The 12,341-nt window shown below is 63.0% G+C and carries 19 protein-coding genes; 5 read left to right on the top strand and 14 right to left on the bottom strand.

The genetic code is table 11. The annotated features are described in order from the left end of the window. Window positions 1–79: 79 nt before the first annotated feature. A complete protein-coding gene (locus FJ424_RS02045) occupies window positions 80–304 on the bottom strand; it encodes a hypothetical protein (RefSeq protein ID WP_140658427.1) in 225 nt (74 codons plus the stop codon). Between the two features lie 467 nt (window positions 305–771). Beyond that, complete coding sequence (locus FJ424_RS02040) at window positions 772–957, bottom strand: hypothetical protein (RefSeq protein WP_140644949.1); 186 nt, start codon at window positions 955–957, stop codon at window positions 772–774. 552 nt (window positions 958–1,509) lie between these two features. On the opposite strand from FJ424_RS02040, the gene FJ424_RS02035 reads away from it, so the two are divergent. Then, window positions 1,510–2,910 carry a sensor histidine kinase gene (locus FJ424_RS02035; RefSeq protein WP_140658425.1) on the top strand — a complete coding sequence of 467 codons (1,401 nt, stop codon included), beginning with the start codon at window positions 1,510–1,512 and terminating at the stop codon, window positions 2,908–2,910. Further along, window positions 2,907–3,551 carry a response regulator transcription factor gene (locus tag FJ424_RS02030; protein WP_140644951.1) on the top strand — a complete coding sequence of 215 codons (645 nt, stop codon included), beginning with the start codon at window positions 2,907–2,909 and terminating at the stop codon, window positions 3,549–3,551. The genes FJ424_RS02035 and FJ424_RS02030 overlap by 4 nt, the downstream gene beginning before the upstream one ends. Window positions 3,552–3,587: 36 nt before the next feature. Here FJ424_RS02030 and FJ424_RS02025 read toward each other — a convergent pair whose 3' ends face one another. The 6 genes from FJ424_RS02025 to minC all read right to left on the bottom strand — a co-directional run bounded on the left by FJ424_RS02025 (window position 3,588) and on the right by minC (window position 8,646). Then, on the bottom strand, window positions 3,588–4,145 hold the full coding sequence (locus FJ424_RS02025) for a hypothetical protein (protein WP_140658423.1): 558 nt from the start codon (window positions 4,143–4,145) through the stop codon (window positions 3,588–3,590). Between the two features lie 370 nt (window positions 4,146–4,515). Then, window positions 4,516–4,962: a hypothetical protein gene (locus FJ424_RS02020; RefSeq protein WP_140786343.1), complete on the bottom strand. Its 447-nt coding sequence runs from the start codon at window positions 4,960–4,962 to the stop codon at window positions 4,516–4,518. A gap of 384 nt (window positions 4,963–5,346) precedes the next feature. Further along, window positions 5,347–6,234, bottom strand: coding sequence for a DMT family transporter (locus FJ424_RS02015; protein ID WP_246677116.1), 888 nt, complete (start codon window positions 6,232–6,234; stop codon window positions 5,347–5,349). 322 nt (window positions 6,235–6,556) lie between these two features. Further along, window positions 6,557–6,829, bottom strand: a complete 273-nt coding sequence (gene minE / locus FJ424_RS02010; RefSeq protein WP_140644955.1) for a cell division topological specificity factor MinE — start codon at window positions 6,827–6,829, stop codon at window positions 6,557–6,559. Continuing rightward, the gene (gene minD / locus FJ424_RS02005; protein WP_140644956.1) at window positions 6,826–7,641 is read right to left on the bottom strand and encodes a septum site-determining protein MinD; all 816 of its coding nucleotides are present in this window, start codon (window positions 7,639–7,641) and stop codon (window positions 6,826–6,828) included. Before minD ends, minE begins: the two co-directional genes overlap by 4 nt. 105 nt (window positions 7,642–7,746) lie before the next feature. Then, window positions 7,747–8,646 carry a septum site-determining protein MinC gene (gene minC, locus FJ424_RS02000; protein WP_140658417.1) on the bottom strand — a complete coding sequence of 300 codons (900 nt, stop codon included), beginning with the start codon at window positions 8,644–8,646 and terminating at the stop codon, window positions 7,747–7,749. Between the two features lie 183 nt (window positions 8,647–8,829). Between minC and FJ424_RS01995 the strand changes: the two genes are divergently transcribed. Both FJ424_RS01995 and FJ424_RS01990 read left to right on the top strand, forming a co-directional pair. Then, the gene (locus tag FJ424_RS01995; RefSeq protein ID WP_140644958.1) at window positions 8,830–9,261 is read left to right on the top strand and encodes an SgcJ/EcaC family oxidoreductase; all 432 of its coding nucleotides are present in this window, start codon (window positions 8,830–8,832) and stop codon (window positions 9,259–9,261) included. Between the two features lie 103 nt (window positions 9,262–9,364). After that, complete coding sequence (locus tag FJ424_RS01990; RefSeq protein WP_140658415.1) at window positions 9,365–9,799, top strand: hypothetical protein; 435 nt, start codon at window positions 9,365–9,367, stop codon at window positions 9,797–9,799. A gap of 190 nt (window positions 9,800–9,989) precedes the next feature. On the opposite strand, the gene FJ424_RS33380 is transcribed toward FJ424_RS01990, so the two are convergent. Further along, window positions 9,990–10,154, bottom strand: coding sequence for a hypothetical protein (locus tag FJ424_RS33380; RefSeq protein WP_181166978.1), 165 nt, complete (start codon window positions 10,152–10,154; stop codon window positions 9,990–9,992). Window positions 10,155–10,499: 345 nt separating this feature from the next. Here FJ424_RS33380 and FJ424_RS01985 point away from each other — a divergent pair, with 345 nt between their 5' ends. Further along, window positions 10,500–10,751: a DUF982 domain-containing protein gene (locus FJ424_RS01985; protein ID WP_140658413.1), complete on the top strand. Its 252-nt coding sequence runs from the start codon at window positions 10,500–10,502 to the stop codon at window positions 10,749–10,751. A 200-nt stretch (window positions 10,752–10,951) separates the two neighbouring features. Here the strand turns inward: FJ424_RS01985 and FJ424_RS33375 are convergent, their stop codons facing one another. The 5 genes from FJ424_RS33375 to FJ424_RS01965 all read right to left on the bottom strand — a co-directional run bounded on the left by FJ424_RS33375 (window position 10,952) and on the right by FJ424_RS01965 (window position 12,311). Further along, a complete protein-coding gene (locus FJ424_RS33375; protein ID WP_181166977.1) occupies window positions 10,952–11,101 on the bottom strand; it encodes a hypothetical protein in 150 nt (49 codons plus the stop codon). Window positions 11,102–11,201: 100 nt separating this feature from the next. Then, window positions 11,202–11,384 (bottom strand): hypothetical protein, encoded by a 183-nt coding sequence (locus tag FJ424_RS01980; protein WP_140658411.1) that lies wholly within the window; start codon window positions 11,382–11,384, stop codon window positions 11,202–11,204. A gap of 95 nt (window positions 11,385–11,479) precedes the next feature. Beyond that, window positions 11,480–11,755 carry a DUF1488 domain-containing protein gene (locus FJ424_RS01975; protein WP_140658409.1) on the bottom strand — a complete coding sequence of 92 codons (276 nt, stop codon included), beginning with the start codon at window positions 11,753–11,755 and terminating at the stop codon, window positions 11,480–11,482. Beyond that, window positions 11,752–12,078 carry a hypothetical protein gene (locus FJ424_RS01970; protein ID WP_140658407.1) on the bottom strand — a complete coding sequence of 109 codons (327 nt, stop codon included), beginning with the start codon at window positions 12,076–12,078 and terminating at the stop codon, window positions 11,752–11,754. The genes FJ424_RS01975 and FJ424_RS01970 overlap by 4 nt, the downstream gene beginning before the upstream one ends. Next, window positions 12,075–12,311, bottom strand: coding sequence for a hypothetical protein (locus FJ424_RS01965; RefSeq protein WP_140658405.1), 237 nt, complete (start codon window positions 12,309–12,311; stop codon window positions 12,075–12,077). The genes FJ424_RS01970 and FJ424_RS01965 overlap by 4 nt, the downstream gene beginning before the upstream one ends. Window positions 12,312–12,341 lie beyond the last annotated feature (30 nt).

Raw genomic sequence — 12,341 nt, 5'->3', positions numbered from 1 at the left:
TCTGGCGACGCGCTTTTAAGCCTTTGTTTTCATGCATGTCGTTATCGCAAAACCGCTGCACACTTTTGCGCGACATGCATTAGCCGTCGTGGACGACCTTTCGGATCGACAGGTCGTCGCCGAACAACGCCGAACAGTCGATCTCCTCCTGGAAGTTTGCCTGCGGATCGAGCACCAGCCACGAAGCGTGCGTGCGAAGATCCTTCAGCCTGGCATTCTTTTGCGCGCGCGCTAGGCGCTCGGCCTCGGCAACCGAGGCCTGAAAAGGCCTTTCGGCCTTGCGATGGTGAAGGATCCTCGACATAGCGGCGGAAAACGCGCTTGCCCCGCTTTTCGTTCCGTCGAAAGCGGCGGGTCGGACGCCTCGACCCTAACGCGTTCCCTGTTCGACGGTGGCGCGGCAGGACCTCCACGCGTCACGATACCCGCGAAGCGCATTTCTTTGCGCCCTGTTTCAAGCGGTATCGAGCATGAGCGCGCGCCGGATCGGCGGCTGGGGTAGCCCGGCTTGCCTTGGCGGTAAAAGAGTACGGCTCTTTGACGGACAAGCCGGGCTAAAGCGCCGACCATTGGGTTTCCTTGGGGGGAAGCCGGCGCAGGAATAGAGTGTCCGTTTCCCGTTGCGCCCGCAATTGTCGCTGAGGTCCTATGCGCCAGCGCAATGGTCCGACCGGCTGGAGACGTGATACCGCAATTCCGGACGGAAGGCTACGGGAAAGCGCCGAGCCTAACCGCTCATACTTTTCCTGGAATTGCTCTACGCCCGAACGCTCAAGCCCGCGTAAGACGGCCGCCCTTTTGCAGCGCCCTCCTGACGAAAAGCTCGGCATGCTGCGCCCATTCCGCTTCCGCGACGTCGTTCTCACGAACGGACTGCCTGAAAGCTTCCCGCAGAGCTTCGAGCTCAAAGATCGACAGCCGCTGGTTTCTTTTTTGTTTTTTTGTGCCGGCGTCCATAGTGCGTTGCCAAGAACCGCGAGGTGAAGCCCATCGTATATGCGGCGGCTGTTCGACCCATCAACACCGTGGCTCTGACTTCTTTTGGGGGCAAATTTTGCCGCGGCGTCCGCGTCTTCTGCCGGGACGATGCGGGCTCCGCCTGCCGGATGTGGACGGGTTGCATGCCGATCCAACCGGCAGGTCCGCCGCTATATGACAGCTACAACGCCCGACAAAAGACCGCCTCGGGCCAGGGCGCGGGCGTGGCGCTATATCTTGCAGGTTATACGTCTTTTGGTATGGACCCGGCGCTCGATTGGTGGTTGTCTCGGCATTGCTAAAATCATCCATGATTTCAGGTGGCAGCCGGCCCGCGTCTTCCCCGTCAACAGGAATGACGCGGGCTTTTGCCGCTCGGGGAGAGCCACCCTCGCCGCTGGCGAAGCCAAGCCCGTTCGAGAGCGCGCAAACCCGTCGCCATTAACCTTCCCCATGGGCACGGACCAAGGTCGGTGTCGCAATTGCCGTCCCTCGCCTATAATCTTGCAAGCGGGTGGGTGAGCGGGGCCGATGTTTGGGAGATATTTCAGGCGACTTGCACGAATCTGGAGCGGGCTGTCGCTGGCTTGGCAGTTCGTGATCGCGGGCGGCATCGGCCTTCTGGCGGTGATGCTCGTGGTCGGGCTGTGGGTGACGTCGCAGATTCGCGAAGGGGTGATGCACAATTCCGCCACCACGACAGCGCTCTATGTCGACAGCGTGATCGCGCCGCTGCTGCCTGACCTGCGCAAGAGCCGCGAGCTCGACGATTCGGTCAAGCGGGCGCTGGACGAGACGCTCGGCCAGGGCGCGCTCGGAAAGAGGCTGGTGTCGTTCAAGCTGTGGCGACGCGACGGCATGGTGCTCTACTCCGACGACTCGGCCCTGATCGGCAGAACCTTTCCGCCCAACGCCAATCTGAAGTCGGCCTTCGCCGGCAATGTCGTGGCCGAATACAACAACCTCAGCGACGATCCCGAATCGGGAGACGAGAAAGCGGTGAACGCGCCGCTGTTCGAGATCTACAATCCGGTGCGCGAGCCCTGGTCGGGCGAAGTGGTGGCGGTGTCGGAATTCTACGAGGTCGCCGACGATTTCCAGGAAACGCTGAACTCGGCGCTCAGATGGACGTGGCTGGTGGTGGCGGCCGCCACCGCGGCGGCGCTGGCGCTGCTCTCCGGCATCGTTTTCCGCGGCAGCCGCACCATCGTCACCCAACAGGCTGCGCTAGAGGCCAAGGTTGCCGAATTGCAGGCGGCGCTGGCGCAGAACTCGTCGCTGCGCCAGCGCGTCCAGCGCGCCTCGCGCCGCGCCACCGCCATCAACGAGCGGTATCTGCGGCGTATCGGCGCCGACCTGCATGACGGGCCGGCGCAACTGGTGGCGCTCGCCGCGCTAAGGATGGACAGCCCGGTGCTGGTTGATCCGACCACATCGAGCACGCTGCGCGAGGCCGAGATCGCCGGCATCCACAAGACGCTCGGCGAGGCGATGCGCGAGATACGCGGCATCTGCAACGGACTGGTGCTGCCGCAGATCGAAACGCAGGCTATCGCCGATATCTTGCGGCTGGCGGTGGCCGAGCACGAGCGGCGCACCAGCACCAAAGTGTTGCTAACTCTGCCCGAGCGCTTGCCGGAGCTCGGCACCTCGGAAAAGATCAGCATCTATCGCTTCGTGCAGGAAGGCCTGAACAACGCCTACCGCCACGGCAAGGGCAAAGGCCAGCAGGTCAAAGCCACGACGAAGGGCGGCAAGCTCCTGGTCGAGGTGCTGGACACCGGCCCCGGCTTCGACCCGGCCCGAAGCGAAGGCCTTGGGCTTGCCGGCCTCAGGGAACGGATCGAAAGCATAGGCGGGCAGTTCGAAACGCTGACCGGCCCGGGAGGAACCAGGCTGGTGATCACCTTGTCTGTCGAGGAGCAACCGTGAGCACATCCATCCGCATCGCAATAGTCGACGACCACCCCCTGTTTCGCGAGGGCGTGGCGCGCAGCCTCGGCGAGATAGGCGGCTTCGAACTTGTGGGCGAAGGCGCCAGCGCCGAGGACGCCGAAAGGCTGGCGCGCGCCAGCACACCCGATATTCTCCTGCTCGACATCAGCATGCCGGGCGGCGGCCTCAACGCGCTGGCCGGCATCCTTTCAGCGATGCCCGAGCAGAAGATCGTCATGCTCACCGTGTCGGAAACCAACGCCGACGTCGCCCTGGCGCTGAAGGCCGGCGCGCGCGGCTATGTGCTGAAAGGCGTCGGCTCCAAGGCGCTGGCCGAGATCCTGCGCGACGTCGCCAACGGCCAGAGCTACGTATCGCCGAGCCTGTCGGCGAGGCTGCTTTCCGACCTTTTGCAGCCCACCGGCAGCAAGCCCGATCCGCTCGGCCAACTCACCGGCCGCGAGGCCGAGATCCTGAAACTGGTCGCGGAGGGGCTCAGCAACAAAGAGGTGGCGGCCCGGCTGTCGCTGCAGGAGAAGACGGTCAAGCATCACATGACCAGGGTGCTGGCCAAGCTCAATGTGCGCAACCGCACCGAGGCGGCGCTGCTGATGCACGAGGCGAGGGAAAGGAACTGAGGAACTAGGTTCCCTCTTTCTTCAATTCTTCAACCCTCACAGGTTCAGCAGGCGTGACAGATCTTCCTCCGTCGCCTGCCGTTCGATGATGGTGCGGCCTTGCGCGTCCTTCATCTCGAAACGGCCGTTCTGGACCTGCTCCTTCATGCCGTTGCTATGGATGACGGTAACCTTGTCGCCATCGATCGAGAGCGTGTCGCCGGTTGCCGCGTTGGTGTAGCTGTTCTTACCGCTAGGATCAGTATTGTTCTTACCGCCGGGATCGGTATTGCCCTTGCCGCTGTTGTTGCCCGGCCCGGCATTGGGGTTGCCGCCGCCGGCATTGCTGTTGCCGGAATTGCCGCCGGCATTGCTGTTTCCACTGTTGCCGCTATTGCCTGAGTTCGAGCCGCCGGCGGAACCCGAATTGCCGCCACTGCCGTTGCCGCCATTACCACCGTTCCCGCCGCTATTGCTGTTGCCGGCATCGGCCGTGGCTACGGCAATCCTCGGCGAACCCTCAAAGATGACGTGCCAAGGCGCAACGGTCAGCGCCAGCGCGCTAAACGCGCGCAGCGCGAGCCAAGCAAGCCTGCTGAAGAGGCGGTTTCGCATATTTTCTCTTCGTTCCGGTTCTGCCTCGGCATGGCCGAAGTTCCGCTCACGGCACAGCCGAGGCGGAACCGGTGTCTTGACCAGGGCAAGAATTCACATCCGGCGAGGCGACGAAAGCGGCCCACGACCCATGCCCCGGCCAGTCGGACCATTTCCGGCGCCATGGCTGACCAATGTCGCAACGGACAGGTCTTGCCGCGCAAAAAATTACCCCCGCACGAAGGCGGGGGTAAGGTGAGTAGCCAAGTTCTACCGCAAGACGATCAGGACCGCAGAGACGAAGCAAAAGGTGGCAACCTGATTTTGCAGCGCTGACCTCCGGTCCCTTAAGATCTAATCCCGATAAAACCTCGCTCTCACAAACTCTGTCTCACAGATTCTTCAGGCGATTGAGATCGGCCATGGTGGCTTTCCGGTCGACGATGGTGCGTCCGTACTTGTCTTCCATCCTGAACCGACCGTTCTCGATCTTCTCCTTCATTCCATTGCGGTGCGTGACCTGGATTCTGTTGCGTGTGGCCTCGACCTTGTCGCCGGTTATAGCATTGACGTGACTATCGACATCGGCGGTGCTTGCCGCGCTGGCGCTGCTGTTGCCATTGTCGCTGTTGCCATCATTATTGCCGTTGTTTCCGCCGCTGTTGCCGTTGCCGTTCCCGTTGTTGCCGCCGCCATTACCACCGCCACCGCCGCCTTTGCCGGCATAGGCCTTGGTCACGACGAGACCATCGATGGAGAGACTGAAAGGCGTGACGACAAGCGCCAACGCTGCCAGTGCTGGCAAGACTAGCCTGCAGCCCCCGCGCGCCGCGCGCATTCCGCTCTCCCCATGCCAACCCTTCAGCCCGTCGGCCGAACTACCCCACCGGCAATGTCGCAGCATAAGCATCCCCAATCGGCAAGGCATAAGGAAGTGGCCCACGACCCTTGTCTTGTCCACTCGGACCTATTGCAATTCTTTCATAGGACCTAAGTCTTATTTCAACCACTGAGTGCGGTCGAATATTGCCGCCGCAGAGGTGCATTTTCCAAAGCCTACCAATTCCGAGCAGCGGGCTCCGAAGCGGTTCACTGTTTCACGGAAACGGCAAACCACCGCGCCTCCTTGTTTTGAAGCAGCTCCGGACGGAAGGCCAAGGCGAAGCGCCGGGCCTGACCGCTTCGCGCATTTCCAGGAATCGCCTTGGTTCGGAAGATGGATTCAGGCCGGCAACGGCATCGGCCGCCGCGCCGCAACCGCCGTGCCGAAAGCGGCGGCAATGACGGCGGCGACGCCTGCGCATTGCAAAAGGTCGAGCTTCTCATGCAGGAATAGAAAGCCCGTGAGCGCGCCGCCCGCCGGCTCCAGGCAGACCAGCATGCCGTAAACTTTGGCCGGCATGCGGACCAGCACCAGCATTTCCAGATAGAAGGGCAGCGCGCTGGAGAACAGGCCGACCACGGCGGCGCCCGCCATGATGTGCGGGTCGGTGAGATAGGCCTGAGCGGCGTTGAAGCCGAAGGGCAGCGCCAGCACGGCGGCGATCGCCATGCCGTAGGCGGAGGTGCGCACGCCGAGTTCGGCGCCGGCCTTCTGCGCGAAGATGATGTAGAGCCCCCAGCAGGCGCCCGCCGCCAGCGCCAGCGCCACGCCTGTCGGATCGAGCCCGCGGCTGATACCGGCAAACGGCGACAAAAGCACGATGCCGACGACGGCCAGCGCCACCCAGACAAGGTCGAGCAGGCGCCTGGAGCCGAGCGTGGCGACGAACAGCGGCCCGGTGAATTCGAGCGCCACGCAGACACCGAGCGGAATGCGCTGGAGCGCGGCATAGAACAACATGTTCATGGCGCAGACGGTGATGCCGTAGGCGGCGAGCCAGGGCAGGTTTTTGCGCGAGGGCAGCACTTTCCAGGGCCTCAGCACCACCGCCAGCATCAGCGCGCCAATGGCGAGCCTCAGCATGGTCGTGCCTTCCGGGCCCAGAACCGGGAACAACCCCTTGGCAAAGGCGGCGCCGACCTGCACGGAGAGCATCGCGCCGAGCAGGCCAAGCACCGGCATGGCGCCGACAGGGGCCTGTTGGTTAGCTTCCTGTGCTGCGGTCAATCCTGGCTCCATCCCTGGTTAAGATATGGAGATAGGGCGCGGGCGCCACGCTGTCGTGAGGCAGCGGGAGGCGGATCGATGGGGCAAGGGGAGCGAAGCTTGTCGCCTTCGCCGTCCCAGGGCGGAGCAAGGAGCGAAGCAACGCGCGCAGACCCGAGGATCCATGCCGTTACGTTAAAGCGTTGCAACGATTGTAGAATTCTCCACGGCCGAACTCCGTGGCAAGGTCACGGAATGGATCCTCGGGTCAAGCCCGAGGATGACGAGCGTCAGGGCACGCCCCCTCCCCGATCCGCTGCGCGGATCGGCCTACCCCATCAACTCACCCCGCCATGGCGAGCGGCGCGGCGCTCTTGTTGGGGATCTGGATGTCGATCTCCAGCGTCGACATGGTGGCGCCGCGATCCATCGAGACCTGGAGGTAGTCCTGGTCGATCTGCACATGCCTGGCAATGACCGCCATGATCTCCTCGCGCAGGATGGAGACGAGATCCGGCTGGCCGCGGCTCTGGCGCTCATAGGCGAGCAGCAGCTGCAGCCGCTCGCGCGCTACCGGCGCGCTGGTGCGCCGCTTGAAGAGATCGAGGATGCTCATGCGGCCCTCCTTCCGAGAAGCCGGTCGAGGAAGCCCTTGCGTTCGAAGGGGACGACCACCGGCAGGTCCTCGCCTTCCAGGCGTCTTGCCGCTTCGAGATAAGCCTTTGCGGCACCATTGAGCGGTTCCGAGAGCGTGACAGGCGAGCCGAGGTTGGAGGCCCGCAGCACATCCTGGCTTTCCGGGATGATGCCGAGCAACGGCGTGGAGAGTATCTCCAGCACGTCGTCGATCGACAGCATCTCGCCGCGCGAGGCGCGCGCCGCGTCGTAGCGGGTGACCAGCACGTGTTTTTGCACCAGCTCGCCCTGCTCCGCCTTCATGGTGCGGGCGTCGAGCAGGCCGATGATGCGGTCGGAGTCGCGCACCGACGACACTTCCGGGTTGGTGACGATGACCGCCTCGTCGGCGAAGCGCATGGCGAGTTGGGCGCCGCGCTCGATGCCGGCAGGGCTGTCGCAGAACACGTAGTCGAACACCGAGCGCAGCCGGGCGATGACCTCGGCCACGCCCTCTTCGGTCAGCGCGTCCTTGTCGCGCGTCTGCGAGGCCGGCAGCAGATAGAGCGTCTCCAGCCGCTTGTCGCGGATCAGCGCCTGCGACAGCTTCGCCGAGCCCTGGATGACGTTGACGAGGTCGAACACCACGCGGCGCTCGGCGCCCATGATGAGGTCGAGGTTCCTCAGGCCGACGTCGAAATCGACCAGCGCCACCTTCTTGCCGGTCTTGGCCACGGCGGCGCCGAGCGCGGCCGTCGAGGTCGTCTTGCCGACGCCCCCCTTGCCCGATGTGACCACGACTACCTTGCCCATATATCCAGCCTCCATTGGCGGTTTTTATTCTCTGGCCGTGCGCGGCACGGCGGACTCGTTAACAACTTTGGCACGCGAAACCGGTCCGAAGCTTGCGCCGCCGGACTAGCCGAGCGGCACCACGCACAGCGCGTCGTTGTCGAGGAAGGCCTGCACCGCCTTGCCGCGCGAGACGCCTTCCATCTCCTCGGCCGTGGTGTACCAGCCATCGACGGCAAGCAGCTCGGCCTCGTTCTTGCGGCAGAAGATGCGCGCCGAAATATTGCCTTCCGAGCCGGCGATCGCGCGGCCGCGCAGCGTGCCATAGACATGGATCGAGCCGCCGGCGACGATTTCGGAACCGGACGCGACCGAGCCCAGCACGATCACGTCGCCATGCGGATGGAAGACCGACTGCCCGGAGCGGATCGGCGCCTTGATCATCAAAGTGCCGGCCGAAGGCTCGGTCCGCACGCTCTCGGCGCCCTGCCCCGCCTCGGTCTGCGCCGGCTCGATCCGCACCGCTTCGAGCCTTGCCAGCTCGGGATCGACCGGCTCGTCGCCGGACATCTCGATCTGCGGAGCCTCGGCCGGCGTCGCCGCTTGGATGGTTTCTTGGGTCACCTGCACCCGCTCCCCGGCGGCGGCGGCCATTTCGAGTTCTTCCGCTCGCGCCTTGCGGGCTGCCCGGCCGAGCAGCCCCTCGGCGGTCGCCTCCTTGGCGCCGGCGAGCAGAGGCGGCAGATCAGGCCCGAGCTCGGCGCCTTCCAGTTCGATGGCGTAGACGCGGATGCCGCGCGAGCCGAGCACGCCGACAAGCGCGCCAATCTCCTCCGGCCCCGGCTGCAAAATGTTCAGATCCAGCACCACCGGACGCCCGTTGAAATAGCCCGGCGAGTTGGCGATCCAGTGATCCAATCCCTCCAGCCAGTCGGCGATCGGCGCCTCCGGCGTCAGCGTGAAAGCGACGAACGAACGGGCGCGAAAGCGGATCGATTTGTTGTGCAAAGGGGCGGCGAAGGTCACGTCCAAGCGAATCCTTACTCAATAGTTAAAGGGTGCCGGGGCAATGGTTAACAAAAGGTTAATTTTGGGGATTGGAGCCGTTAACAACTGACGCGGCTGAGTTCTGTGGCAGCGCGGTGACAGGGCTTGCCAATGCCGCTATCGTCTCATCCCAAGCTGGCGCAAAGCAAGGGAGATCATGTCATGAGGTTGGAGGTCGGCAGGCCAGAGGATGCGGCCATTGCCTTTGCCGATGCCTGGAACAGACATGACATGGACGACTTCACGGCGCTGTTTTCCGAGGATGCCAATTTCGTCAATGTCGTGGGCATGTGGTGGAAAAGCCGCGCAGAGATCGAAGCGGCGCACCGCGCGACTCATGGGACTATGTTTCGCGACAGCCGGTTGGAGGGAGTCGTCTCGTCCGTAGTCGAGTTGTCTCCTGGCCTTGCATCGGTGCACTATAGATGGACCCTGACCGGCGCCTCTGCTCCGGATGGCTCGCCAGCCGGAACACGGGAAGGCATCCTGCTTCTGGTGGTGGGGAAGGAACAGGCCGGCTGGCAGATAAAGGTGGCCCAAAACACCGACATTGTTCCAGGGGCGATCGCTCCCCCTGCCAACGCGAGGAGATAGCGGCCAAGCTCGCAAGGCGTGTGAAGCGCCTAATATACGAAGCGATGCGCGCGGACCATCCTCTTGCCCGAGACTTTCCACTCTCTTCAGGAAGGAGACGGGCATGGGCATCGATCGGCAAGACAGCAAGCGAGCAGGCAAGACAGGGGCCGCCATGGTAGCGCTGATGCTGCTTGCAGGATGTATGACGCACCAGCCAACTGGCACGGACGCATACCGGACGAGCAGCATAGACCAATGGCTGACGACCGACGATGCCGACAAGGCGGTCAGCGCGATGAGCGCCAAGGGCATGATGCCGGCGACCATCAACTGCCGGTTCGCCGACACCACGCCTGGCAAGGTGGCCTACCGCTCGAAATTCACCTGGAAACGGGCGCTTGCAAACACACGCTACCATTGGGAAGTCGGCGACCCGGCCTATCTCGCCAGCAAGGATGTCGCATCCAGCAGGGTTGGGCTGCGCCGGACGTTCGCGAAGACGGTGCGGGACCCGGCCACGGGGCAGAAGGTGGGGTGCTCGATCTGGGTGAGCTAGGTCTGCCGCAGGATCGGCCGTGGCTACGATGGCTGGAAGCGTCGCGGCAGAGTACGTCGTCGCAGACGGATGATTGAACTGCTCCAGCCAGTCGGCAATCGGCGCCAGCGTACAAGCGACGAAAGAACGCGCAAGGATGCAAGTGGATTTGTCGTGCAAGGGACGTCGAATGCCAGGCGCATGGACCCGACTATGATTTCCCGGCCTTGAGCGCCTTTGCCTCTCTCACAAGAGATGGCCAGTTCAGGCCGACAAGGTAAATGAGTTCGAGCGCCTGAGCTTCGGTGATGCCGGTCTGCCGCACTAGCCGCTTGACGATATCGTCAAGCGTCGGCTGGCTTTTGTCGCGCGCCATTGCATTCCCCTTTCGTCCCCAACGGCTCTCGCTTCTCGATAGTTCCGCTAGCCAGGCAGGAAATGTGGGCGCACAGTGGACTCTCGCTGATGCGGCGAGGACAGTCCGGCTTGACCTCTTGCTAAACGGGTCGGGCTGTCCAGCAGCTTCGCTTCGGGCTGTCCAGCAGCTTCGCTTCGGACGGTCCAGAAGCTTCGCTGTCGCTTCGTACGGATATGACCCGCGTTCGCGCGTCCAAAGTATTTTTTTGTTTCGCGCGGCCGGAGCGACCCGATCGAGGTCGCCTTTCGACAGATCCGTAAGAACAACGCTTGCTATGTTGGGGGCGCCGGCCTAAGCCCAGCAATGGCTAATGAAAAATTCGACCAGCCAGTGACGGTTGTCACCGAGTTGACTGGCGGCGGGCACGAGACAATCGGCGACGCGGCCGCGTGCCTGGACTTCCTGCTCAGAAGATGGCGCGGCAAACGCAGCGAAAAGCATCGTGCGGCCGTTCAGGCCTGCGCGGATACGAATAGTGGGCGCCGCCCGGCCTCATTCGCGCGAAAGGCGTTCATAGTCGCCGCCCGCGAGGCCGCTATTCTGGTGACCTCCTAAGGCTCCTCACGTGACCTGAAATTCCTGTTTTCAATATCGATGATGTCGCCGCAATTTTCGCACTCCATCTGGGTGTGAGTGCGAATCCAGCCTACGCGTGTTTTGGCCTGGTGGTGGCACCGAGGGCATTCGACATCGATTTCGAAGTGGTCGGACTCTCGCTTTGTCATCGCAGTCCCCAAGGCTGGCCTGACGCGGCATCATCCGTTGTCAGTATTCCGCTCCGGCTCGTTTTCCTGCTCCACTACCTTGCCTTTCGCCTCTTTGGCCGCGAGCTTCGCCTCCTTCTTTGCCGCTTTCGCCTGATCGCGCTTACTGCGCTCGTATCGATAGTTGGGCTTCATCGCCATGGCATTTCTCCCGCTGGATCATTGTACGGCCTGGATTTGGGTATGCCTGGGGTCGCAACCGGTCATAGGATAGAAGGCCCAAACGGACGGTGGCGGAATATCAAATCAGGCGATTGCGTTCCGCGATCTCGCGTGCCCGCCTGACTGTCCCGTCGGTGTCCGCGAGTTTGCGCCGCGCTGCCTCGTCCTTCCTGATCGTCAGCCGCACTGGCATGATGTCTGAGCGCCTCACGACCGGCTTGATAGCGACCGGCGGTGCCTCGGGGGTTTTCATCGAACGCATCGGCGTTATCCTTTCACGTAAGACGACAGCCAGGGGGACTGCCAGCCGCCGCATCGCTTGCCTGCATGCTCGTTCTTTCGATATCGGCTCCCCGCCTATCGGAAACCGGTGGAGGTCAAGGTGTAGGAGTTCCGCCGCTCGCGCGCATAAGCTTTGCTTGCGGCGTCTTGGATGGAACCGCGCAACGCGTCGAATGCCGAAAGGTATGCGTTCTCGGCAGTTTCCTTGCCGCCAGGATGGTCGCCAAATGTGCCTAATGCCTCTACTTCGACGAAAAAACGGACCTGGAACATACCGTCATGCCCAATGAAGCATACGGCGTTCCGCGTCTCGTCGAAACTTCGGCTGGGATTTGGAAAGGCAAGCGTCATGTTTGATCCGCCCGCATTTCGGTATGTTCAAGTGCCATCCGGGTCCCACTCCATTCCTTCCGGCCCGCGGCATTGCGACGATTGAGATCCAACATCCTTTTCGTCGCATGCGCATGGGTGAGACCGACCATCGGAACGCCGTCGACATAGGCGGGAATTCCCGTGAAGACGTGGTAGACGGTCCAGGAATGATCAAATTCGACGCGGCGACCATATTGAAGGTCGCTGAAGTCATGGCCCAAGATGCCGCCGTTGTTTCGCGAGCCGCCGAATACGGCATTTTGAACCCGCTCGGTTTCGTCGTTGGGGATGGTTCTGTTCATACCCGTCCTTCCCCGCCTCCCTGCGCGGCAATGATCTCCGAATAAAGGGCTGCGCCATCGGCTTCGGAGATCGTGACGGCGTCCGGCCATTGCGGCATGTTCAGCGTCCTCGCCAAGAGCCGCGCGATCGCGATGGCGTTATCGAGGTCGGCCGCCAGCGCCGTCTCGCGGCCGATGACGGCACGCGCGTCGTCGGCGACACGCGTGCGATAAAATTCGATCACGACCTTCATCGGGGTCCGCCGCGCCATCAGTCCTTGGCC

The organism is Mesorhizobium sp. B3-1-8 (assembly GCF_006439495.1).
In the GTDB taxonomy this organism is placed as follows: domain Bacteria; phylum Pseudomonadota; class Alphaproteobacteria; order Rhizobiales; family Rhizobiaceae; genus Mesorhizobium.
The sequence above is the reverse complement of the archived record's forward strand: the minus strand, read 5'-3'. Positions and strand labels throughout refer to the sequence as shown.